The organism is Kitasatospora sp. NPDC028961 (assembly GCF_055564815.1).
This window is the reverse complement of record NZ_JBVHVO010000018.1, coordinates 107,360-129,124: the sequence shown is the minus strand read 5'-3', so window position 1 is coordinate 129,124 and position 21,765 is coordinate 107,360. Positions and strand designations below refer to the sequence as shown.

The 21,765-nt window shown below is 72.6% G+C and carries 16 protein-coding genes; 11 read left to right on the top strand and 5 right to left on the bottom strand.

The window, feature by feature from the left end; all coding sequences use genetic code 11:
• Positions 1-101: 101 nt before the first annotated feature.
• A complete protein-coding gene (locus ACZ4UX_RS26295) occupies positions 102-770 on the bottom strand; it encodes a DUF4360 domain-containing protein (protein ID WP_359806188.1) in 669 nt (222 codons plus the stop codon).
• Positions 771-1,024: 254 nt separating this feature from the next.
• Between ACZ4UX_RS26295 and ACZ4UX_RS26290 the strand changes: the two genes are divergently transcribed.
• The 4 genes from ACZ4UX_RS26290 to ACZ4UX_RS26275 all read left to right on the top strand — a co-directional run bounded on the left by ACZ4UX_RS26290 (position 1,025) and on the right by ACZ4UX_RS26275 (position 4,416).
• Entirely contained in the window at positions 1,025-2,305 is a 1,281-nt protein-coding gene (locus ACZ4UX_RS26290; RefSeq protein ID WP_465708472.1) for a tyrosinase family protein, read from the top strand.
• Position 2,306: 1 nt separating this feature from the next.
• Positions 2,307-2,810 carry a hypothetical protein gene (locus ACZ4UX_RS26285; protein ID WP_359836030.1) on the top strand — a complete coding sequence of 168 codons (504 nt, stop codon included), beginning with the start codon at positions 2,307-2,309 and terminating at the stop codon, positions 2,808-2,810.
• Between the two features lie 330 nt (positions 2,811-3,140).
• Complete coding sequence (locus ACZ4UX_RS26280) at positions 3,141-3,548, top strand: hypothetical protein (protein WP_465708471.1); 408 nt, start codon at positions 3,141-3,143, stop codon at positions 3,546-3,548.
• A gap of 190 nt (positions 3,549-3,738) precedes the next feature.
• Positions 3,739-4,416, top strand: a complete 678-nt coding sequence (locus ACZ4UX_RS26275) for a class F sortase (protein WP_329490968.1) — start codon at positions 3,739-3,741, stop codon at positions 4,414-4,416.
• A 66-nt stretch (positions 4,417-4,482) separates the two neighbouring features.
• Here the strand turns inward: ACZ4UX_RS26275 and ACZ4UX_RS26270 are convergent, their stop codons facing one another.
• Positions 4,483-5,514 (bottom strand): methyltransferase, encoded by a 1,032-nt coding sequence (locus ACZ4UX_RS26270; protein ID WP_465708470.1) that lies wholly within the window; start codon positions 5,512-5,514, stop codon positions 4,483-4,485.
• Between the two features lie 101 nt (positions 5,515-5,615).
• Positions 5,616-6,698, bottom strand: coding sequence for a right-handed parallel beta-helix repeat-containing protein (locus ACZ4UX_RS26265; protein WP_329490966.1), 1,083 nt, complete (start codon positions 6,696-6,698; stop codon positions 5,616-5,618).
• A 601-nt stretch (positions 6,699-7,299) separates the two neighbouring features.
• Here ACZ4UX_RS26265 and ACZ4UX_RS26260 point away from each other — a divergent pair.
• The 3 genes from ACZ4UX_RS26260 to sph all read left to right on the top strand — a co-directional run bounded on the left by ACZ4UX_RS26260 (position 7,300) and on the right by sph (position 11,597).
• Positions 7,300-8,259, top strand: coding sequence for a deoxyribonuclease IV (locus ACZ4UX_RS26260; protein WP_465708469.1), 960 nt, complete (start codon positions 7,300-7,302; stop codon positions 8,257-8,259).
• A 164-nt stretch (positions 8,260-8,423) separates the two neighbouring features.
• Positions 8,424-10,520: an MMPL family transporter gene (locus tag ACZ4UX_RS26255; protein WP_465708468.1), complete on the top strand. Its 2,097-nt coding sequence runs from the start codon at positions 8,424-8,426 to the stop codon at positions 10,518-10,520.
• Between the two features lie 72 nt (positions 10,521-10,592).
• Positions 10,593-11,597 carry a sphingomyelin phosphodiesterase gene (gene sph / locus ACZ4UX_RS26250; protein ID WP_465708467.1) on the top strand — a complete coding sequence of 335 codons (1,005 nt, stop codon included), beginning with the start codon at positions 10,593-10,595 and terminating at the stop codon, positions 11,595-11,597.
• Positions 11,598-11,719: 122 nt separating this feature from the next.
• On the opposite strand, the gene ACZ4UX_RS26245 is transcribed toward sph, so the two are convergent.
• Positions 11,720-11,926 (bottom strand): hypothetical protein, encoded by a 207-nt coding sequence (locus ACZ4UX_RS26245; protein ID WP_465708466.1) that lies wholly within the window; start codon positions 11,924-11,926, stop codon positions 11,720-11,722.
• A 9-nt stretch (positions 11,927-11,935) separates the two neighbouring features.
• The gene (locus tag ACZ4UX_RS26240) at positions 11,936-15,115 is read right to left on the bottom strand and encodes an SNF2-related protein (RefSeq protein ID WP_465708465.1); all 3,180 of its coding nucleotides are present in this window, start codon (positions 15,113-15,115) and stop codon (positions 11,936-11,938) included.
• A 194-nt stretch (positions 15,116-15,309) separates the two neighbouring features.
• On the opposite strand from ACZ4UX_RS26240, the gene ACZ4UX_RS26235 reads away from it, so the two are divergent.
• The 4 genes from ACZ4UX_RS26235 to ACZ4UX_RS26220 all read left to right on the top strand — a co-directional run bounded on the left by ACZ4UX_RS26235 (position 15,310) and on the right by ACZ4UX_RS26220 (position 21,677).
• Positions 15,310-16,632, top strand: coding sequence for an MFS transporter (locus ACZ4UX_RS26235; protein WP_465708464.1), 1,323 nt, complete (start codon positions 15,310-15,312; stop codon positions 16,630-16,632).
• Positions 16,633-18,026: 1,394 nt separating this feature from the next.
• Entirely contained in the window at positions 18,027-20,786 is a 2,760-nt protein-coding gene (locus ACZ4UX_RS26230; RefSeq protein WP_465708463.1) for a tetratricopeptide repeat protein, read from the top strand.
• Positions 20,787-20,914: 128 nt separating this feature from the next.
• Entirely contained in the window at positions 20,915-21,253 is a 339-nt protein-coding gene (locus tag ACZ4UX_RS26225) for a hypothetical protein (protein ID WP_465708462.1), read from the top strand.
• A gap of 229 nt (positions 21,254-21,482) precedes the next feature.
• Positions 21,483-21,677: a YegP family protein gene (locus ACZ4UX_RS26220; RefSeq protein ID WP_329490958.1), complete on the top strand. Its 195-nt coding sequence runs from the start codon at positions 21,483-21,485 to the stop codon at positions 21,675-21,677.
• Positions 21,678-21,765: the final 88 nt, after the last annotated feature.

Here is a 21,765-nt window from a genome sequence, read left to right as displayed (position 1 = left end):
TGGAAAAGCCGCGAGGCAAGTTGAGCCGTCGGACCCAGGCCCGTGAGGCCCACCCCCGGCGCAGGTCGGGGAGCGGCCCGCCGGGCCGTGCGCGTCCGGCGTCAGGGGCACTGCCTCCAGGCGAGGTGGTAGACGGTGTTGATGCTGCCGTCGGTGGAGTCCATGGTCATGAAGCTGGTGGTCCTGGTCGGGTCCGAGGTGCCGGCGTTGACCCGGAGTTCGGTGTTGATGTTGAAGTTGCGCAGCTCCCCGCAGGGCGCCCAGACCAGCGCCGTCACGGCGACGCTGTCGGTCGCCTGCCAGCTGTCGTCGATGGCCCCGGTGAACTTGTGGCTGAGCGAGGTGGTCTGGGGCGAGCCCTGGAAGTAGTAGTTCGCCTTCTGCACGGCGGACGCCCCCGGCTCCAGGTGCGCGTAGCCCCGGTAGTCGGCGGCGGCGATCGCGTAGGTGAAGCCCTGCGGGACGTGGACGTTCAGGTTGAGCTGACAGTTCTTCCGGAAGTCGGTGGGCTTGGACCCGACGCCCACCTGCGCGATGTAGTCGCTGTAGGTGACGGTGAAGGCGGTGTTGTCCGGGGAGACGGCGATGGCGGCGGTACCCGCCGGGCAGCCGGACCCGTTGACGGTGGCCACGTCGATGACGATCTTGTCCGGCGGCGGCGTGCTCCAGCCGGTCGCGGCGGCCTCGCCGCCGACGCCGGTGAGCGAGGAGCCGAGCAGCGCTGCCACCGCCGCACCGCCGGCGGCCATCATGCGTACAGTCACGGGCATTTCCTTCCGTCGGCCCACCGGTCACGGGCCGCACCCCCACGTGCGTGCCATCCGGCAGGCTTGTCGAGTACATGTCACCACCGAGGGCGGTGCCGCGGCCAGGGGCGCGGACCGGCGCATCACCGAGCGCCGGGGCGGGCGATCCGGCGCCGGGCGGTACGCCGGTCGGCTGGCGCGGAGCGCGCCGCACCGCACGGCTCGCCAGGGCGATCCCTCCGTGCGCATACGGTGTGCCGCACAACGGAGGTGACCCCATGACCACGAGTCGACGCGACATCAACTCCCTCAGCCCGGCCGAGCTGGACGACTACGTCCACGCCCTCGGGATCCTGCGCGCACGGTCCGCCGCGAATCCGGACGACGAGACCGGGTACGACTTCCAGGCCGCCCTGCACAACGACATGTTCGTGGGCCCGTGCGAGCACGGCAACGACCTGTTCCTGCCGTGGCACCGCTCGCACCTGTACCACTTCGAGAAGCTCCTGCAGGAGTCCGACCCCCCGCGCACGGCGAACGTCACGCTGCCCTACTGGGACTGGCTGCACCCGGAGACGACGGGGAAGTTCCCGGCCGCGTTCTCGCTGCCCGGGCTCGTCGAGGACCGCAACCCCGTGGCCACGGCACTTCCGCCCGACACCCTGGACATCGTGACCACCGAGACCGACCAGGGCGAGTTCGGCGGCTTCCCGGCGGCCCACCCGGGAGGTGACTTCGGGCGACTGGAGTTCGGCCCGCACAACTTCATGCACGGCAACTACATCGGCGGCCTGATGGCGGACCCGTCCACCGCGTCGGTGGACCCGATCTACTACAGCTTCCACGCCTTCATCGACCTGCTCTGGGCCGAGTGGCAGCGCCGCAACGGATTCCCCGCCCCCACCTCGCCCGACCACGACCTGCGCGGCTTCCTCTCCCAGGAGAAGCACAAGGTGGCGGACTTCGCCGACACCGTGGCGCTGGGCTACCGGTACGAACTCACCGACCGGCTCAAGGCCGACTTCGACGTGCCGACCCCGCAGCCGGTCGTCCGCCGGCTGCTGGCGGCCCAGCCGTTGAGCCTGGTGTCCGCGCCGAGCCTCACGGCCTCGCTGCGGGCCGACTCCCGGGCCGAGTTCAGCCTCGCCGCCCCGCCGGCCGAGGCGCGGAAGGTGATGGTCCGGCTCGACGACCTGAAGGTCCCGGTCGCCGGCAGCTACGTGCTGCGCGCCTACGTCCACCCCGCCGACGTCGCGTTCCGGGCCGACGACCCGGACTTCGCCGACCACTACGGCGTCGGCTACGTCACGATGTGGAAGTCGCACCGGACGGCCCCCGACGACCGCCCCGCAGGCGGCCGGCCGCACGCCCACCACCCGACCGAGTGCAACGCGCGCTTCGACGTCACGGCCGTCCTCGCGGCGGCCCCGGCCCCCGAGGACCTCGTGCTGACGCTCCAGTACCTCCCCTCCCCCGACCCCTACGGCCGGCCCCAGGAGGCTCCCGGCCTGCTCCAGGAGGTCGCCCTGAAGGACGTCCTGATGGAGGTGTACGGCTGAGATGCGTACTCCGGTCTTCGAACTCCACATCCAGCCCATGTTCCGGGCGACCGACCAGGAGCACATGACCTTCGCGGTCGACCTCTGGGACTTCGACTCCGTGGTCGCGAACGCGGACGACATCCTCTCCCGGATCGACGGCGCCGGGATGCCTCCGGACTCCGAGGGCGGCCCGTGGCCGCAGGAGTGGATCGCGCTCTTCCGCCGCTGGCACGAGAGCGGGCACAAGCGCCTCCAGCTCGGCACCGCGGCCTTCGCGTTCAGCCAGACGTCCTCCGCCACGACCGTCACCGCGACCGGCACCTTCCCGGCCGCCGGATTCACCGGCTGGCTCCAGCTGGAGAGCCAGACGGACAGCGCGAAGACGTACGTCCTCTACTACGAGGCCCCGGACGCACCCGCACCCGGTACGCCCGCCGCGTTCACCCTGAAGGAGCGCTACCGGGCCACCGACACCCGGTCCGTCTTCGTCCGCGACAGCGGGGGCGTGCAGCAGCTGCACTGAACCGGGCCGCGGTCGGGCCCGGCGCTCCGGCGGTGGCCCCGGGCCCGGCGTTCGACGTGACCGGGGCCGGGGCGGTGGCCGCCGGCCCTGCCCCGGCCGGCGGCGGCCGCAGCGCGTCCGGGGCCCGGATACCGAATCACCCGGATCGCCGGGGCACTCGGGTGAACCCGCCCAGGAGTCCACTCGAAGGGCGCACCGCCACACCGGCCACCGCCGCCCTCCGGTGGCAACGGCCGCCGCGGTGGATGACGGTGGTTCAGGCGCACTCCGCGAGTCCCCTTGCCCGACGACGTGTCGGCAGTCGCGGCCCGCGCCGGAAGGACCCACCCCATGCGTTCTGCACGCACGCTGCTCGCCGGAGCGGCCGTCGCCGCCGCCCTGACCGTTGCCGCCCCCGCCGCGTACGCGGACGGCACCGCCGACAAGAACCTCACCTGGCAGGAGAAGCAGGACAAGGCTGCCGCCCCCGACGGTCAGAAGACCTGGGACGACAAGCAGGACAAGGCCGCCCCGTCCGTGCCCTCCGCGCCGGCCGCGCCCTCCGCGCCCTCCGCGCCCTCCGGCGAGGAGCACAAGGCCGAGGAGAAGACTCCGCACGGTGGCGTGCACACCGGTGGCGGCGGCCTCGCCCTGTCCGGTGGCGGCCTCGCCTCCGGCGCCGTCCTGCTGCTCGGCGGCCTGGGCGCCGGCGCCATCGCGCTGCGGCGCGGTCGCCGGACCAGCGGCGCCGCGATCTGACCGGGCTCTCTCCGTAGCCTGCCCGCCGTGGCCACCGTCCTCAGTGGTGGCCACGGCGGGGGCACGTGCGGCGGCGCCCCGGCCCCTCCTCTTCGGGGCGGGCGGCGCCGTGCCCGGCGGCCGCAGGCGCCGCCCGTGGACAGCGAACACCGCCCGGTGGTGACGACCGGCATGACCTAGGAGTGGAACGATGGCCGGTCCGGCCACTGGAACGTCCCGGTTGCTGCGCGTGGGTATGGGCGCCGCGGCCGCCGGTCTGCTGATGATCTACAACTCGGTGGACCTGGCGCCCGCGTCCGATCCCGGACCCGGCCAGGCCGCTCCCCCGGCCGCCACCGCGAGCGCGTCCCCGGGTGGCGCGGCCTCGCCCGCGGCCGCCGCCAAGCCGGCGGCCCCCGTGCTGAAGCGCTCCAAGCCGACCCGGCTGCGGATTCCGCAGATCGCCGTCGACGCGCCCTTCACCGAGCTGACGCTCAACCCGACCGGTGAGCTCAACGCACCGCCGCCGGAGGACAAGAACCTGGTCGGCTGGTACCGCGACGGCGTTTCGCCCGGTGAACGCGGCGCCGCCGTGGTGGCCGGTCACGTCGACACCGCCAAGGGCGCCGCGGTCTTCCTGCTGCTCAGCCTGGTCGTCCCCGGCAACAAGGTCGAGGTGCAGCGGGCCGACGGCACGGTCGCCGTCTTCGTGGTGGACTCGGTGGAGACCTTCGCGAAGAACGCCTTCCCCGACCAGAAGGTGTACGGGAAGACCACCGACTCCCAGCTGCGGCTGATCACCTGCGGCGGCGTGTACGACAAGAAGCGCAAGGACTACCTGGACAACGTGGTGGTCTTCGCGCACCTGGAGTCCTCGCGCAAGGCGTGAGCCCGGACACCGAGCGACCGCCGGTCCCCACTGCGGGGCCGGCGGTCGCTCGGTGCGGTGTGGCGGTCAGCCGCGCACGGTGGCCTCGAAGGCGTGCAGGTACGGGTTGACCGGGCGGACCTCGGCCACGTCCAGTCCGGCCTCCTCCATCAGCCGCACCAGGCTCTCCTTGGAGTGCTTCGCGCCGCCGACGTTGAGCAGCAGCATCAGGTCCATCGCGGTGGTGAAGCGCATCGACGGGCTGTCGTCGACCAGGTTCTCGACCACGACGACGCGCGCGCCCGGGCGGGCCGCCAGGACCACGTTGGCGAGGGTGCGACGGGTGCTCTCGTCGTCCCACTCCAGGATGTTCTTGATGATGTAGAGGTCGGCGTGGACCGGGATGTCCACCCGGCAGTCACCGGGGACCAGCCGGGCCCGGGCCGCGAAGGCGCCGCCGTCGCGGAGCCGGGGGTCGGCGCCGGCGACCACCTTGGGCAGGTCCAGCAGGGTGCCGTGCAGGGCCGGGTGCTTCTCCAGCAGGCTGGCCAGCACATGGCCCTGGCCACCGCCGATGTCGACCACCGAGTCGATCCCGGTGAGGTCGAGGTACTCGGCGAAGTCGACCGCGGACTGCCGGCTGGAGGTGGTCATCGCCTTGTCGAAGACCTTGGCCGAGTCCCCGCCCTCGCTGTGCAGGTAGTCGAAGAACTCCTTGCCGAACAGCTCGGGGAAGACGTTGCGGCCGGAGCGGACGGCCTCGTCCAGCTTCGGCCAGGCCTCCCACGTCCACGGCTCGGTGCACCAGAGGGAGATGTAGCGCAGGCTGTTCGGGGCGTCCTCGCGCAGCAGGCGGGACATCTCGGTGTGCTCGAAGCGGTCGTCACCCGTCTCGTGGAAGATGCCGTAGCAGGTGAGGGCACGCATCAGCCGGCGCAGCGGCTTGGGCTCGGTGTCGAGCGCGGCCGCGAGGTCGGTGACGGTGGTCGGGGTGTCGCCGAGCGCGTCGGCGACCCCGAGCCTGGCGGCCGCGCGGACGGCGGCGGCGCAGGCGGCGCCGAAGACGAGCTCCCGCAGGCGCATCGCGGCCTGCGGGGTGGTGGCGGGTGCGGTGGTCATGTGCCGTCTTTCTGCAGGTGGGAGGTGGGCTGGGGGACGGGGGAGCCGGGGCTTCGCCGGGTGGCCGGGGTGCCCCGCGGCCGCGGGTGGGGGCCTGCGGCTCAGCAGTGGCCGGCCGGCTCGGAGACCGCGCACTGGTTGCGCGCGAAGGAGTTGGAGGTACCGGTGTCGCGGTCGGCGAGGTCGGCCGGACCGTTGCCGACCACGTGGTTGCCGGTGACGGTGTTCCGGGCGTTGGCCACGCCGACCACGCTGCGGAAGAGCACGATGCCGCCGGACATCGGCGAGGCGCCCACGTTGTCGGTGACCTCGTTGTCGGCCACCGTGGTGTCCTCGGCGCCGGTGAGCAGGATGCCGGTGCCCTGGATGGCGTCGAGGCGGGGGTTGGGCGGGCAGTAGCTGTTGTTGGCCACGACCCGGTTGTGGCTGACGCTCAGCGCCCCGGCCCGGGGGACCCCTTCGTCGCCGACGATGAAGACACCGCCGCAGTTGCCGTGGATCTCGTTCGCCTCGACGCTGAGGTCGCGCAGCCGGCGGACGGTGACGCCGATCCGGTTGTCGGTGAGCAGGTTGCCGCTGACCACGGTGCCGTCGGTGGTGAGGGCCCCGCCCTCGCTGTCCACCGCGTTGGCGAGGAAGACGCCGGACTGGCCGTTGCGGGTCGACTCGTTGCCGGTGATCACCGCACGGGTGGACTTCTCCTGGCTGATGCCCTGCTGGCCGTTGTCGTGGACGTAGGCGGCGCGGACGGTCATGCGGTCGGTGCCGGAGGCGTTGATGCCGTTCTTGCGGAAGCCGGTGACGGCGAGGGCCTCGATCGTCACGTCGGTGAGCGGGCCGGCGTCGGCCCCGACCACGCAGAGGCCGTGGCCGGCGGTGGCGCAGGCGTTGCCGTCGGCGGCGTCACCGGGGGCGACCACGCTGTCCGGGCCGGCGCCGCGCAGGGTGAGGCCCGGGGTGGTGATCCGGACGCTGCCCCGGTAGGTGCCGGGGAGCAGCTGGACGGTGTCGCCGGGGCCGGCCTCGTCGACGGCCTGCTGAATCGATTCGCCCGGCTGGACGAGGTGCACCGTCCCGGCGGCGTGCGCCGGAGGTGCGGCGCCGAGCGCGGTCAGGGCGGTGGTGAGTGCGGTCGTGGCGGCGGCGGTGGCCGCGGCGAGGTGGTGGACCCGTCGCGTGGGCATGAGTGGTGACCTGCTTTCTTGCGCGCTCGCGGGGACGCCGGCGCGGTGACACGGAGTGTGCGGGGGATGACGGCCGGTGGGTGTCGGCCGAATCGACGCTATGGGCGTGCGAGGGGGCCCGCCACCAGGGCTGGGCTGCGGGACTGACGGGGCGTCGGCCAGGTGGGCGGGCCCGTCGGCGTGGCGCGGGGCGGCGGGGGTGGGTCGGGGCGGGGCGGGGGACGACGGATCGGGGCCGTGGGCGGGGAGACTCGGGGTGGGGCGGCGGCGGGGCGGGGCGGCGGTGGGCGGGCGGGCACGGTGGCGGCAGCGGGAGCCGGGCAGCACGTCGGTGCGCCCGGCCGCGAGAGGTGCGGTCGGGCGCGTCGTCGGGCGGGTGCGCCGGGGTGTGCGGTACGCCGGGGTGGCGCCCGGCCGGTCCGGGCCGGCGTCGGGCCGGCCGGTCGAAGCGCGGCGGTCGTAGCGGGGAGCGGGAGCGGGGCCACCGGGGCGTACCGGGGCCTGTCGTGCGCCCGGCCGTGGCCGGTCGCCGGGGCGAGCCCGTCCGGACCGCACCCGTCCGGGCGCCGGGCCCGCCGGCCCGCGTGGCATGCTCGGGGTCATGAACACCGCCGTCGCCGCGCCGCCCGCCGCGGCCGTACCCGCCGCCTCCGCCCGCAATCCGATCGGCGCCCACGTGCCGGTGGCCGCCCGCGGACTGGCCGGGACGGGCCTCGCGTACGCGCGCCGGGTCGGTGCCGAGACGGTGCAGGTGTTCGTGGCGAACCCGCGCGGCTGGGCCACTCCCCCGGGCAATCCCGCCCAGGACGCGGAGTTCCGCACCGCCTGTGCCGAGCAGGGCATCCCGGCGTACGTGCACGCGCCGTACCTGATCAACTTCGGCTCGGACAACGCGGCGACCCGCGAACGCTCGGCCGACTCGCTACGGCACTCCCTGCTGCGCGGCCACGCGATCGGCGCCGCGGGCGTGGTGCTGCACACCGGTTCGGCGGTCGGGACGGCCCCGGGCGGCGGCTCCCGGCGGGCCGAGGCGATGGCCCAGGTCCGCGCGGACGTCCGGCCGCTGCTGGACGAGCTGGACGCGCTCGGCGAGGACGCGCCCTGGCTGCTGCTGGAACCGACGGCCGGTCAGGGCAGCTCGCTCTGCTCCCGGATGGAGGACCTGGCGGCGTACCTCGACGCGCTGGACGGCCACCCGAGGGTCGGGGTCTGCCTGGACACCTGCCACGCCTTCGCGGCCGGTCACGACCTCGCGGCGCCGGGCGGCACCGGTGCGACGCTGGACGCCCTGGTCGCGGCCGCCGGGCCGGGCCGGCTGCGCCTGATCCACGCCAACGACTCGGAGGACGCCGTCGGCGCGCGCAAGGACCGGCACGCCAACATCGGGACCGGGTTGATCGGGGCGGAGCCGTTCCGCGAGCTCTTCGAGCACCCCGCGACAGCCGGTGTCCCGCTTCTGGTGGAGACCCCGGACCGCAAGCACGGGGGTGACGGCACCGGGCACGCGAGGGACATCGCGGTCCTGAAGGAGCTCCGCGCGCGGGCCGCCGTACCGGCGTAGCCGCCGGGCTCCGGCGCCGCGGGCGGCTCGCGGACCACGCCCGGCGGGCCGCCCCCGCCCGGTTCGGTACGGGCCGCCCCCCGACCGGTTCAGCCCGGGCTGCCGGGTAGCGGGGGCGGTGGGAGGCTGGGACGACTGACGCCCGAGGCCCCTGGGAGTTTCCGATGAGCCCGACCCGGAAGCTGGCCACCCTGCCGTGCGGCCGCCGCAGCAAGTGGGTGGTCCTGGCGCTGTGGCTGGTGCTGCTGGTGGTGGCCGGGCCACTGGCCGGCAAACTCACCGACGCCGAGGACAACCAGGCGTCCAGCTGGCTGCCGGGCAACGCGGAGTCCACCCAGGTCCTGAACGAACAGCGGGCCTTCCAACCGGTCGACACCGCGCAGGCCGTGGTGGTCTACCAGCGGGACGGCGGGATCACCCCCGCCGACCGGGTCGAGGCCGCCCGCGACGCGACGGCCTTCGCGAGCGCCCCGCACGTCCTGGGGCCGGTGGTCGGACCGGTGGTCTCCGCCGACGGCCAGGCGATGCAGACGATCGTGCCGGTCGACATCGGCACCGGCGGCTGGCAGGACCTGCGTCCGGCGGTGGACAGCATGCGCGCGACCGCCGCCGACAACAGCATGGGCATGGCCACCCACGTCACCGGCCCGGCCGGGGTCGGCGCCGACCAGGCCGAGGCGTTCGCGGGCATCGACGGCACCCTGCTGGCCGCCACCATCAGCGTGGTGATCATCCTGCTGCTGCTCACCTACCGCAGCCCGGTGCTCTGGGCGCTGCCGCTGATCTCCGCGGCGGGCGCGCTCGTCGTCTCCCAGGCCGTGATCTACCTCCTCGCCGAGCACTCCGGACTGACCGTCAACGCGCAGAGCGCCGGCATCCTCATCGTGCTGGTGCTGGGCGCCGGCACGGACTACGCGCTGCTGCTCACCGCCCGCTACCGGGAGGAGCTGCGCCGGCACGAGGACCGGCACGAGGCGATGGCGTTCGCGCTGCACCGGGCCGGGCCGGCGATCCTGGCCTCCTCGGCCACCGTGGTCGCCTCGATGCTCTGCCTGCTGGTCGCCGAGATGAACTCCACCAGGGGCCTCGGCCCGGTCTGCGCGATCGGCGTGCTGGTCGCCCTGGCCGCGATGCTGACGCTGCTGCCGGCGCTGCTGGTGGTCGTCGGCCGCTGGGTGTTCTGGCCGGTCAAGCCCGCGTACGGGACGCCGGAGCCGACCAGGACCGGCCGGTGGGCCCATGTCGGCGGCTGGATCAACCGCCGTCCGCGCAAGGTGTGGATCGGCACCGCGCTGGCCCTCGGGGCCTGCTGCATCGGGCTGGTCTCGCTGAACGCCACCGGTCTGAGCACGGCCGGCTCGTTCACCGGGACGCCGGACTCGGTGGTCGGCCAGCAGGTGCTGGAGCAGCACTTCCCCGGCGGCACCGGCGCTCCGCTGACCGTGATCAGCGCGGCGGGCGAGGCCGGTACCGTCCGCGCGGTGGCGCAGGAGACCCCCGGGATCGCCGGGACGTCGACCCCGACCACCCACGAGGGGCAGGCGCTGTTCCAGGCCACGCTCGCCGACCCGCCGGACAGCCAGGCCGCCAAGGACACCGTGGACCGGGTGCGGGCCGCCGTCCACGCGGTGCCGAACGCCGACGCCAAGGTGGGCGGCAGCACGGCGGTAATCCTGGACGCCGGACGGGCCGCCGCCAACGACAACCGGACGATCATCCCGCTGGTGCTCGGCGTGGTGCTGGTGATCCTGGCGGTGCTGCTGCGGGCCGTCACCGCGCCGCTGGTGCTGATCGCGACCGTGGTGCTCTCCTACGCGGCGGCGCTCGGGATCAGCGCGTTCTTCTTCGAGCACGTCTTCCACTTCGAGGGCCAGGACAACGCGTTCCCGCTGTTCGTCTTCGTCTTCCTGGTCGCGCTCGGCATCGACTACAACATCTTCCTGATGAGCCGGGTGCGGGAGGAGTCCGCCCGACTCGGCACCCGGCAGGGGGCGGTGGCCGGGCTGGCCGCGACCGGTGGGGTGATCACCTCCGCCGGGCTGATCCTGGCCAGCACCTTCGCGGTGCTCGGGACGCTGCCGGTGGTGGGGTTCGCCGAGATCGGCTTCGCGGTGGCACTCGGAGTGCTGCTGGACACCCTGGTGGTGCGCTCGGTGCTGGTCACCGCGCTGACCATGGACCTGGACCGGCACATGTGGTGGCCGAACAAGTTGTCCAGGCAAGTCCACGATCCGGAAAGCCAGTTGAGCAGACATCTTTGAGTTACCGATGAGTTCACAAACTGCTTGTCGAACGTCTTGCCGGACGTGGCCGGGAGCGCGTTGACTGCGCGCATGCCAACTCCCACCACCCTCCGGCGCGCCTCGCGACTCGCCGCCGCCGGTGCCGTCGCCGCCGCCCTGCTCGCCCCCTGCGCCGCCGCCCAGGCGGTGACCGCGCCGACCGCGAGCGCCGCCACCCCGTCGGTCGCGCCGCTCGACGTGCTGACGTACAACGTCTTCCTGATGAGCAAGAACCTGTACCCCAACTGGGGCCAGGACTACCGGGCCAAGGCGATCGCCGCCACCGACGTCTTCCAGGGCCACGACGTGGTCGTGCTCCAGGAGGCCTTCGACAACAGCGCCTCCGACCTGCTCACCGCACAGGCCTCCGCCGCGTACCCGTACCACACCCCCGTGGTCGGCCGCTCGACCTCCGGCTGGGACGCCACCAGCGGCAGCTACACCTCCACCACCCCGGAGGACGGCGGGGTGACGCTGCTCAGCAAGTGGCCGATCCTGCGCAAGGAGCAGTACGTCTTCAAGGACGCCTGCGGCAGCGACTGGTGGTCGAACAAGGGCTTCGTCTACGCGGTGCTGGACGTCAACGGCCTGCGCACGCACGTCATCGGCACGCACCTGCAGTCCACCGACACCGGCTGCTCGGCCGGGCAGCCCGCGGCGGTCCGGGCGGCGCAGCTCAAGGCCATGAAGGCGTTCATCGACGGCAAGAACATCCCGGCCGCCGAGCCGGTGCTGATCGCGGGCGACCTCAACATCGACTCGCACGGCAGCGAGTACCCGTCGCTGCTGACCAACGCGAACGTGGCGCCCGCCGACACCCGCGACGGCTGGGCCAACTCCTTCGACACGGTCGACAACTCGATCGCCGCCTACCGCTACCCCGGTGAGCCCAAGGAGGACCTGGACTACGTCCTCTACCGGGCCGACCACGCCCGGCCCGCGCGCTACACCAACACGGTGGTCCGCTTCCACAGCTCGCCCTGGACGGTGAGCAGTTGGGGTACGAGCTACACCTACAACGACCTCTCCGACCACTACCCGCTGACGGCTCGGTAGCCCGGCCTGCCGCCTGCCCGGCCGGTGCCCGCGGCGTGAACCGCGGGTACCGGCGGCGCGGTTGGGACCGGGAGGGGCCGCTCGCCCGGCGGGGCGGGGCCGGGAGGGAACCTCCTCGCCGGTCAGCCGGTGTCGGTGAACCGCCGGTACGCGGGGGCGAGCAGCGCCTCCAGTGGGCGGCCGCGCACGGTGATCCCGGAGGCGACCAACCCGTCGACGGCCGGGGCCGCTTCGGGGCCGGCGTCGGCGGCCTCGATCGGGGGCGGGACCCTGCCCTGCCAGAAGGTGTCGAGCGACTCCGTCAACGGGCGGTCATCGGGTGGTGGCATGGCGGCGGGTCACTCCCCGATCGCGTCGGCGGACAGGGTCAGCAGCTCGCGCAGCCGCTCGGTGGACAGCTCGGCCAGCCACTGCTCGCCGCCGCCGACCACGGCGTCGGCCAGCGCGCGCTTCGCGGAGATCAGGTCGGCGATCCGCTCCTCGACGGTACCGACGCAGACCAGCCGCCGGACCTGCACGTCGCGGCGCTGGCCGATCCGGTGCGCCCGGTCGGTGGCCTGGTCCTCGACCGCCGGGTTCCACCAACGGTCCAGGTGGATCACCTGGTTGGCGGCGGAGAGGTTCAGACCGGTGCCGCCGGCCTTGAGCGAGAGCAGGAAGACCCGCGGGCCGTCCGGGGCCCGGAACCGCTCGACCAGGTCGTCCCGCCGCCCCCGGGGCACCCCGCCGTGCAGGTACAGCACCTCGCCGCCGAGGCGGCGGCTCAGGTACGGCTGGAGCATCGCGCCGAACTCGGCGTACTGGGTGAAGACCAGCGCGCGGTCCCCCTCGGCCAGCGCCTCCTCCAGCACCTCGACCAGCCGCTCGACCTTGCCCGAGCGCCCGGCCACCTCCGTTCCGTCGTGGAGGAGTTGGGCCGGGTGGTTGCAGACCTGCTTGAGCCGGCCGATCGCCGCCAGCACCGCCCCCTTGCGCTCCACGCCCCGGATGCCCTGGAGGCGCCGCAGCAGATCGGCGACCACCGCCCGGTAGAGGCCGGCCTGTTCGGCGGTGAGCCCGCAGTGGACGGTGAACTCCTGCTTGGCCGGGAGGTCCTGGGCGATCAGCGGGTCGCTCTTGCTCCGGCGGAGCAGGAACGGACCGCTCAACCGCCGCAGCCGGGCCGCGACCTCGGCGTTGCCGGACTGCTCGACCGGGATCGAGAAACGCTCCTTGAACGACTCCGCACTGCCGAACAGGCCGGGGTTGGCGAAGTCCAGGACGGCGTGCAGATCGGCCAGCCGGTTCTCGACGGGGGTGCCGGTGAGGGCGATCCGGGGGCCGGAGCGCAGTGATCGCAGCGCCCTGGACTGCCGGGCCGCCGGGTTCTTCACCTGCTGGGCCTCGTCGGCGACGATCCGCCGCCAGCGGATCCGCCGCAGGTCGGCGACGTCGCGCTGGACCAGCCCGTAGGTGGTGATCACCAGATCGGCGGACGGATCGGGCGCCGAGCGGTCGGCGCCGTGGTGGACGTGCACGCGCAGGTTGGGGGCGAACCGGGCGGCCTCCCGCTGCCAGTTGCCGACCAGCGACATCGGGCAGACCAGCAGGGTGGGCCCGGCCGCGCCGCGCTCCTGCTCCAGCGCGAGCAGGGCGAGGGTCTGGACGGTCTTGCCCAACCCCATGTCGTCGGCGAGCACCGCGCCCAGGCCGAGCCGCCCGATGGCGTCCAGCCAGGCCAACCCCCTTCGCTGGTAGGGGCGGAGAGTGCCGGTGAAGGCCTCGGGCAGCTGCGGCGTCCGGTCGGCGTCGCCGGGCCGACCGGCCAGCAGGTCGCCGATCGGCCCGGTCGCGTGGACGGCCGTGACGGGGAAGCCGTCCACACTGGCGCGGTCGTCCACGGCCAGTCGGAGCAGCTCGACCGGCTCCATCGTGCCGCTGCCGTGGTCGGCCAGGAACCTCACCGCGGCGGCGAGTTGGGCCTGGTCGACCTCGATCCAGCGGCCGCGCAGCCGGACCAGGCCCTGCTGGGCGGCCGCAAGTTCGGCCAACTCCTGCTCGGTGAGGGCCAGTTCACCGAGCGAGAGCTGCCACTGGAAGGCCAGTACGGCATCCCGGTCGATCTGCGCGGTGCGCTTGACCGCGCCGGGGGTGGCGGCCGGAGCCGCGGTGAGGACCAGCCCGATCCGGGGGCGCCGCTGCCACCAGGCCGGGAGCAGCACCCCGAAGCCGGCCCGGGTGAGGGCCGGCGCCGCCGCACGCAGGAAGTCCAGCGCGCCGTCGCGGTCCAGGTCGACACCGGTGGGGCGGGGGTCCAGCAGGGCGGTGCGCAGCGGCGGGTGGATCCGGGCGGCCCGGTCGAGCTCGGCCAGGTAGGCCTCGGCCGGATCCGGGACGGTGCGGGCCAGGGCCGCGTACGCCTCGTCCTCGGCCCACAGCGCGGCGGCGGGGACCACCAGGGACGGCCGGTCGGCGGCCTGGACCAGCAGGTCGAGCCGCCAGGAGTCGGCGACGGCGCCGCCGTCGGGGTCGTCCGGGTCCGGGCCGAGCGGTTCGCCGAGGCGCAGGTTCAGCCGGACCGGACTGTCCGGCGACCGGGCGGCGTACCAGCCGGCGAGCCGCTCGGGCAGGTCGGCGGGCGGGCGCTCGGGAAGCCGGCCGTCGGCGGAGTGGAGCGCGGCGAGCCACGGTTCGGCGGGCGGTTCGAGGTCCGCGAGCGCGGCCCGGGCCTCGCGGTCGACCAGGGTGTCCAGCAGTTCTGTCGACAGGTCGACGGCGCTGCGCCCGGCCGGGGCCGGCTCCGTTGTCCGTGGTCCGGGCGTGGGGGGTCCGGGCGCGGGCGGTGCGGGCGTGTGCTGGCCGGACGTGGGCGCTCCGGGCGCGGGCGATGCGGGCGCGTGCTCGGCGCGGCAGACCGGGGGGCAGCCGGCGGCCAGGGCCGCGAGCTCCCGGCGGGCCGCGGCGTCCGGCGCGGGCCGCCAGCGCGCGTACCACTCCCCCGGCCGCTCCTGCTCCAGCGCGGGCAGCAGCCGCCCTCGCCCGACCAGCCGCCAGGCGAGGTCGTGGACGGCGGACAGCCAGCGCAGCGAGGCGCCGTAGGCGACCTCGACGGTTTCGCCGCCCGGGAACTCGACGGTCGCACCCGGCCAGTGCGGGTCGTGCAGGGCACCCAGCAGCTGGGCCGCCTCGGCGGCGTCGAACAGCAGCGTCGGCACCCGCCAGGGGCTGAGCGTGACCCCGCGCGGCGCGGCTCCGACCGGCAGATCGGGCGAGGGCACCGGTCGGCCGCCGAGGGCGGGCAGCAGCAGGCCGGTCCAGCGCTCCGCCCCCTGGCCGGCGAGCCAGTCGAGGCCCGGCCCGATCGCGCCCAGCAGACGCGCGACGTCGGCGGCCGCGCAGGCGAACGGATGGGCGCCGGCCCGGGCGCCGTCCGCCGCACTCCGGTCGGCCGCCGCGCGGCCCTCCCGGTACACCGCGGCATCCTCCGCCCAGAGGGCGAGGCGGCCGTCGGCTCGCCAGAGCGCGTGCAGGGCGTACATCGGCCGGGGCCTTCCGGAGCGGTGCGGACAGCGGGCTTCCCAGCCTAGCTTCGAGGTCCGACAGGTCGGCCGGGCGGCGGGTGGTGCTCCCCGCAAGTCCCCTCACGAGGTCTGTTGACATCAAGTATCTTGACGTCGAGATTCATGTCCGGCAGGCTGCTCTCCGAACACCGGAACGGCGAGGGGCAGGGGTCATGGCACAGCACGGGGGCGGACTACTGGCGCAGCTGCGGCGGCCACCGGGCGGACGGGACGGGCGGATCATGCTGCTCGCCCAGTTCCTGGACCGGACCGGCACGGGGGTGTGGGCCGCGGCCTCGGTGCTGTACTTCACCTTCGTCACCCGGCTGGACGCGCAGCAGGTCGGCCTGCTGCTGGGCGTGGCCGCCGTGGCGGGCATCGCCGGCTCCCCGCTGGCCGGGCAGCTGGCCGAACGGTTTCCCGTCCGGGGGCTGCTGATCGGGTGCCACCTGGTGCGGATCGCCACGATGGGCCTGCTGCTGGTCTGCGACGGCTACACCGCGCTGCTCGCCGTGATGGCGGTGACCTCCCTGGGCGAGCGGGCGGCCAAGACGCTGGAGATGCTCTTCGCCACCCGGGCGACGGGCGAGCGGCGCTCCACCTACCAGGCACTCACCCGCAGCGCGGCCAACGCCGGGTACGCGCTGGGCGCGGGCATCGCGGCGGTCGGCCTGGCGGTGGGCACCACCGACGCCTACCGGGCACTGGTCCTCGGCAACGCGCTGTCCTTCGCGGTGACCGCCGCCCTGGTGTGGCGCACCCGGGAACCGCGCGGTGGCGGCCGGGTCGCGGCGCGGGCCGATACGCCGGGCGCCCCGGCACAGGAGCCGGCACCCAGCCCGTGGCGGGACCGCGGGTACCTGCGTTTCGTCCTCCTGGACATCCCGATGAGCCTGGACGACTCGGTGCTCAACGTCGGGCTTCCGCTCTGGCTGGTGAACCACACCTCGGCGCCGCACGCCCTCGTGCCCGCCTTCCTCGCGATCAACACCGTCCTGGTGGTGGTGCTCCAACTCCGGGTCTCCGCAAGCGCCGAGGGCCCGCACCGCGCGGCGGCGGCGGTCACCCTGTACGGGGTAGCGATGTCGGCGGGCTGCGCGGTCGTGGCACTCGGCACCGGCGGCGGAGCCTGGTCGGCGGCGGCCGCCCTGCTGGTCGCGGCGATGCTGGTCACCGCCGCCGAGCTGATGCGGTCGGTGAGCTCCTGGGAGCTGGCCGTCTCGCTGGCACCCGAACGGGCCCGGGCCTCCTACCTGGGCGTGGCCGGCATGGCCCAGTCCGTCCAGAAGTCGGCCGGTCCGCTTCTGCTGACCGGCGCGGTGATGGCCGCCGGGCCGGCGGGCTGGCTCACCCTCGGCGCCGCCGTCGCGGGACTCTCCGTCGTACAACGCCGCTCCTGCGAAAGGCGGTTGGCGGCGCTGGCCGCACCGACGGCCGAACCGGCGAGCACTCCCCCGGGCGGATCCGTCGACAGGGCACCGGAACTGCGCGCCTGACGTCCGGCCTCCGGAGGAGCGCCCGCGGACCGCGTGGGGAAGTCGCCCGGTGCGGGCGTCTACCGGGGAGCGACCACGCGGTTCGAGCCTCCGGCAGCGGGAACGATGCCGCCGGGGGTGGTCGGGATGGCAACGACAGGGGTACCGGCCCGGGGCCAAGGACCGGTCCGGGCAGCGGTGGCGGGCCGAGCGGCGGTGGCGGGCCGGGGAACACTCCGGGCGGCAGACCCGGCGCACCGCCCGGGCGGTCACGGCAGCAAGCCGTTCGAGCCCGGCTGGGCCACTGGTCCACCGACCTCGGCGGTCTCGGGACGCTGCTCGCGGGACTCGCCGCCGTCCTGACCTGGTGGCAGCTTGCGGGGAACGACTCCCCGCACCCGGCGTCCTCCGACGGGCCGGCCGCCGCCTCGGCACCGGCGAGCACGTACGCGTCGACGGCTCCGGGCCCGGTGGCCACCGCCACGGCGGCGTCCTGAGCCGGGACGTGGGGCGGGAGCATCACCCAGGGCCGCGAGAAGCACGTCCTCCTCGTACGGATCCGCGACGCGCGGATCGGCGAGGAGTTCGCGGACGTCGAGTACTCACCGCTCGGCTGCACCACGCTCTGGCTGCTCACCGAGCGCCTCCCGAAACGGCTGACCGGCCACGAGAGGGTCACCCGCAACCCCCGGACGACGTGCGCGAACGGCGACTTCGTGCCGGAGCCGCGCAGCGACGGCACGCTCCTGTTCGACTGGCGCTCGTCGCGGGCCACCGGCATCCTGGCCCGCGAGCAGCACCGCCCGGAGGCGCCCAGCCCGATCGCGGTACGGGGTGACCCATCTGGCCCATCTGGCGTGCGGTGGTGGGAACTTGGGCCTAGGTTGCGGTGCGAGGGGGCTACCGGACCGAAAGGTGAAGACCCAATGGCAGGGAAGTTCGAGTTCCACAGGGATTTTCACTAGCCTTCATCGACCATCGCAGCCTCTACCTGTTTTCGCAGGTCAGAGGCCTCTCGGGTTCCCTGATCTACCGCACCCATCGTTCGTTCACTGCCTCCCTTCGCCGCTATGTCCCCACAGCGTCCCCACTGCAGGGGCTGCAGCCATGAGCGCGGCTCACGCCGAGTCACCGATCTGGGGCGTCGCGTCTCGCACCAGAGAAGACTCATCCCGGAGGACGGCCCCTTCAATGCAGTGACTCTCCCCGCTACGGGTCCAGCCCCGCCGGCTGCTTCTGACTCTCCTCAGGAGGTGCTTGGCTAGGGCCGTGGGGTTCGAGGATCCATCACGGCTCTGATCTTGAAGATCTCGGAACAACCTCAGTTCCATCATCCAGCGTCCGCCAGACTCGGCGATGAGCGAGGATGAGTTCCGGTGAAGCACGCACGAGGTCCGATAGAAGAGGGACGGTCTGTGGGAGAGCAACGGGCCGCTGGCGGCCAGAGCAATGTGACGCTGGGAGAACAGCAGGAAGAACGAGCCGGCTCGGTTGGCGGCCCAACGGTGGCGAACAATCGCGTGATCGATGGCATCGTCCATGGCGCTCTGATCCAAGGCCACAACGTGACCGTCTCACTGTCGTCGAAGCTCCCCGGAACCGCAGGCGCAGAAAATGGCGCCGACAACCGGGTGATGGGGCGTCCTATTGGCGAGTGGGATCCACTCGCCCTCGAGGTCCACCCCGCCGGCACAGTCGGAGTGCCTGGAATGAGGGCGCATCAGGCTCTGCCAAGGTATGTGACTCGTACCCATGACCAGGTCCTCGCCGACGTCGTGCGCGCAGTTGGGGAAGGTCAGAGCCAAATGCTGGTACTGGTTGGGTCGTCATCAACAGGTAAAACTCGCGCCTGCTGGGAAGCTGTCCAGCCACTGTCCGGGCCCGAATGGAGGCTCTGGCATCCCTTCGACCCGACGCGCGCAGAGGCCGCCCTGGAAGACCTCCATAGGGTTGGGCCATTCACCGTGGTCTGGCTCAACGAAGCTCAGCATTACCTTGGAAATCCTCACTACGGCGAGCGTATTGCTGCTGCTCTGCATGCCCTGCTTCATGACCACGACCGTGCACCCGTGCTCGTGCTGGGAACTCTGTGGCCTCCGTACGTCCAGCAGTACACTGCTTTGCCCTTCGCTGGCCAGCCGGACCCTCACAGCCGAGTTCGCGAACTCCTCGCTGGGCGGCTGGTCGCCGTCCCCGAGATCTTCGACCAGGACGCGGTAGACGCAGCAACCGACCTGGCGAACGGGGGCGACCAAATCCTCGCTGACGCTCTCACTCGTACAGCAAAGAATGGTCGTGTCGCTCAGGACCTCGCTGGCGCACCTGAGCTCCTGCATCGTTACCAGCACAGCACGCCAGGTGCCCGCGCTCTGCTGGAAGCCGCGATGGACGCCCGCCGCCTCGGCATCGGACTCGACCTATCAGAGGCTTTTCTTAGCGACGCGGCGACCGACTACGTCGACGATCACGACTACGGAACCCTCCCAGGCACCTGGGTCGAGGACGCCTACGCTGAACTGGCCATGCCGGTCCATGGCAAACACAGTCCTCTGCGCGCTATTGACCCACGCCCGACCAACCGGCTGCCCAGTTCCTCACCTCATATCCCCTCACCCACCCTGGCCGCGGGGCGAACCTTCCGACTCGCCGACTACCTTGAGCAACACGGCCGTACGGCTCGCCGCCTTTCATGCCCGCCCGACTCCTTCTGGCTGGCCGCTCACAACCACCTTGCTAGTGCCCATACTCTCGCTCACCTAGCTGGAGAAGCTCGCGTCCGCCACCGTCTGCAATGGGCTCATCATCTCGACTACCGCGCCACGGCCACGCGGGGTATTGACCCGATGACCTGGTCAGCCATCAGGGAGGCCGCTCGTAGTCGGGACTTCGCGCAGGCGGAGCGCCTTGCCTCCGCCGCCAGAAACACGTATCTCCTGGGTTGGGTAGGACACCTCCAGGCCGATAGTGGAGACTGGGCAGGGGCCGAGCGCCTTGCTCGGCTAGCCGGCGACATGACCACCATTGGCCGCGTAGCAGTTGTCCACGCTAGAGATGGGAGATGGGCCGAAGCCGAGGCCCTCGCGCGTCTGGCCGCAGGCGGGGGGAACACCTACGCCCTTGCCCGGCTGTCCAGCTTTCGAGCACTCTCGGGAGAGTGGACAGACGCCGAACACTTGGCTCAGGCAGCTGCCGACGCTGGCAACACCCGGGCTCTGACACAGGTCATGGACCTCCACACTGAGGCCGATCAATGGGACGAAGCCGAACGCCTGGCTCGGCTCGTCGCCCAAACCGGCGATACGAGCGCCGTCGCCCGACTCGCAGTCCTCAGCGCCAACGCCGACAACTGGCCCCGAGCTGAAGAACTCGCTCAACAGGCAGCCGACACCGGAGACACCCGAGCCCTGGTGCAGATTGCGAAACTTCGTGCTGCGTCTGGCAATTTGATTGACGCTGACCGCCTGGCTCGGCTCGTCGCCCAAACCGGCGATACGAGCGCCCTCACCCGACTCGCAGTCCTCAGCGCCAACGCCGACAACTGGCCCCGAGCTGAAGAACTCGCTCAACAGGCAGCCGACACCGGAGACGCACGAGCCCTGGGGGAGGTGGCAAGACTGCGCGCTCAGGCCGGGGAGTGGACCGAGGCTGAACGGCTCGCTCAACAGGCAGCCGACACCGGAGACGCACGAGCCCTGGGGGAGGTGGCAAGACTGCACGCCGCGGCTTCGGCCTTAAGGGACGCCGAACGCCTTGCTCAATCCGTCGCGGCGGGCAAGCCTGTCAGTACCGCTGGCGTCTCCACAGCCGCCCTAGTTACAGCCTCCCTTGTCCGGGCCGAAGCCCGCGACTGGGCGGGGGCAGAGCATCTCGCCTGCCTAGCCGCCGATGCCGGCAACGGACACGCTTTGTACCAGATCACAGCACTCCGCGCCGAGGCTGGCGACTGGTCGGAGGCTGGGCGCCTCGCCAAACTCTGTGCACATGCTGGCAACTACCGAGCATCGGCGCGACTGGCAACAATTGCGGATCGGGCGGGAAGGAACAAAGAAGCAGTGGGCTTCGCGCGGCTCGCCGCCGATGCCGGAGCTGCAGGCACGGTGAGCCACCTTGCAAACAAATGGTGGCCCAGCGGCCTGGATCCGGACGGTACTCCCACACGGCCTTGGCAGGCGTAGCTTCCCTGCCCCCTGCCATACCGGCAAAGCCGCTGTCCATGGCCTCCCCGCCACTGGCCAGCACGTAAGCCGCCGCTGGCGTTGTATGGCTCGGCTGAGGTTGACGTCGCAATCGGACGAGACTCCCCATGGCAGACCTACCGCCGATCTCCCTTCATGGTCTCCGTCACGGCGCTGCATGCATCGCTCACGCCGGCGGCGCTGACCCGAAGGCAATCTCCGAACAGTTGGGGCACAGCGGCATCCAGATCACCATGGACCTCTACACCAATGTGCTCCCAAAGTACCAACGTGCCCACGCGGAAGCAGCACTCGCTGCAGTCCCTCGAGCCGGACAGATCCAGCGTCTGCCTCAACCACAGGTCGTCGCCGCGCCTGAGGCTCGCCCCGGCGGCGGGAAGCTCACGGCACTGCGTCGAGTCCGAGCGAAGAAGTCTGCGGCTGCCCCTCAGCTCGCGCTCGCGTGAGCACGTCCGGGGGTGGCATCAGGGTGTTCGCCGCTACCCCGGGTCTCACACGCCCCAGAGCGCAGCCCCACCGTAGGCCCAGCCCCATCTCGAGCTCAGCGCTCTAACCGTTCCGCACCGCGACACGCCCGATCAGGTGCCTCGGATGGCCCTTATGGCATGCAGCGCAAGGGGTTTGTGCGTACGTTGCCGTTCGAGGGGGCTACCCGAACGAGAGGCGAACACTGCCATGGCAGGGAAGTTCGAGCTGTACACCGACGAGACCGGCATGCACCGGTTCCGGCTCAAGGCGAGCAACGGCACCGTCGTGGTGACGGGCGATCCGCACGAGAGCCGGGACGACTGCATCAGGAGCATCGAGTCGATCCGGAAGCTCGCGCCCTACGCGGAGCTCAAGGAGACGGCGGCCGGTCCGGCCCGGTAGGGCGGACGCACCGCGCTTCGGGCGGGTGAGGGCGCAAACGCGGGTCGGTGGCACAATCGCCGACCCGCGTTCGTTTGTTCGACAGATC

Excerpts from the sequence above, each read along its gene's own strand:
- ACZ4UX_RS26290 (WP_465708472.1), top strand. The coding sequence starts at position 1,025 with ATGACCACGAGTCGACGCGACATCAACTCCCTCAGCCCGGCCGAGCTG.
- ACZ4UX_RS26295 (WP_359806188.1), bottom strand. The coding sequence starts at position 770 with ATGCCCGTGACTGTACGCATGATGGCCGCCGGCGGTGCGGCGGTGGCA.
- ACZ4UX_RS26265 (WP_329490966.1), bottom strand. The coding sequence starts at position 6,698 with ATGCCCACGCGACGGGTCCACCACCTCGCCGCGGCCACCGCCGCCGCC.
- ACZ4UX_RS26245 (WP_465708466.1), bottom strand. The coding sequence starts at position 11,926 with ATGCCACCACCCGATGACCGCCCGTTGACGGAGTCGCTCGACACCTTC.
- ACZ4UX_RS26275 (WP_329490968.1), top strand. The coding sequence starts at position 3,739 with ATGGCCGGTCCGGCCACTGGAACGTCCCGGTTGCTGCGCGTGGGTATG.
- ACZ4UX_RS26260 (WP_465708469.1), top strand. The coding sequence starts at position 7,300 with ATGAACACCGCCGTCGCCGCGCCGCCCGCCGCGGCCGTACCCGCCGCC.
- sph (WP_465708467.1), top strand. The coding sequence starts at position 10,593 with ATGCCAACTCCCACCACCCTCCGGCGCGCCTCGCGACTCGCCGCCGCC.
- ACZ4UX_RS26240 (WP_465708465.1), bottom strand. The coding sequence starts at position 15,115 with ATGTACGCCCTGCACGCGCTCTGGCGAGCCGACGGCCGCCTCGCCCTC.
- ACZ4UX_RS26280 (WP_465708471.1), top strand. The coding sequence starts at position 3,141 with ATGCGTTCTGCACGCACGCTGCTCGCCGGAGCGGCCGTCGCCGCCGCC.
- ACZ4UX_RS26255 (WP_465708468.1), top strand. The coding sequence starts at position 8,424 with ATGAGCCCGACCCGGAAGCTGGCCACCCTGCCGTGCGGCCGCCGCAGC.
- ACZ4UX_RS26235 (WP_465708464.1), top strand. The coding sequence starts at position 15,310 with ATGGCACAGCACGGGGGCGGACTACTGGCGCAGCTGCGGCGGCCACCG.
- ACZ4UX_RS26225 (WP_465708462.1), top strand. The coding sequence starts at position 20,915 with ATGGCAGACCTACCGCCGATCTCCCTTCATGGTCTCCGTCACGGCGCT.
- ACZ4UX_RS26220 (WP_329490958.1), top strand. The coding sequence starts at position 21,483 with ATGGCAGGGAAGTTCGAGCTGTACACCGACGAGACCGGCATGCACCGG.
- ACZ4UX_RS26270 (WP_465708470.1), bottom strand. The coding sequence starts at position 5,514 with ATGACCACCGCACCCGCCACCACCCCGCAGGCCGCGATGCGCCTGCGG.
- ACZ4UX_RS26285 (WP_359836030.1), top strand. The coding sequence starts at position 2,307 with ATGCGTACTCCGGTCTTCGAACTCCACATCCAGCCCATGTTCCGGGCG.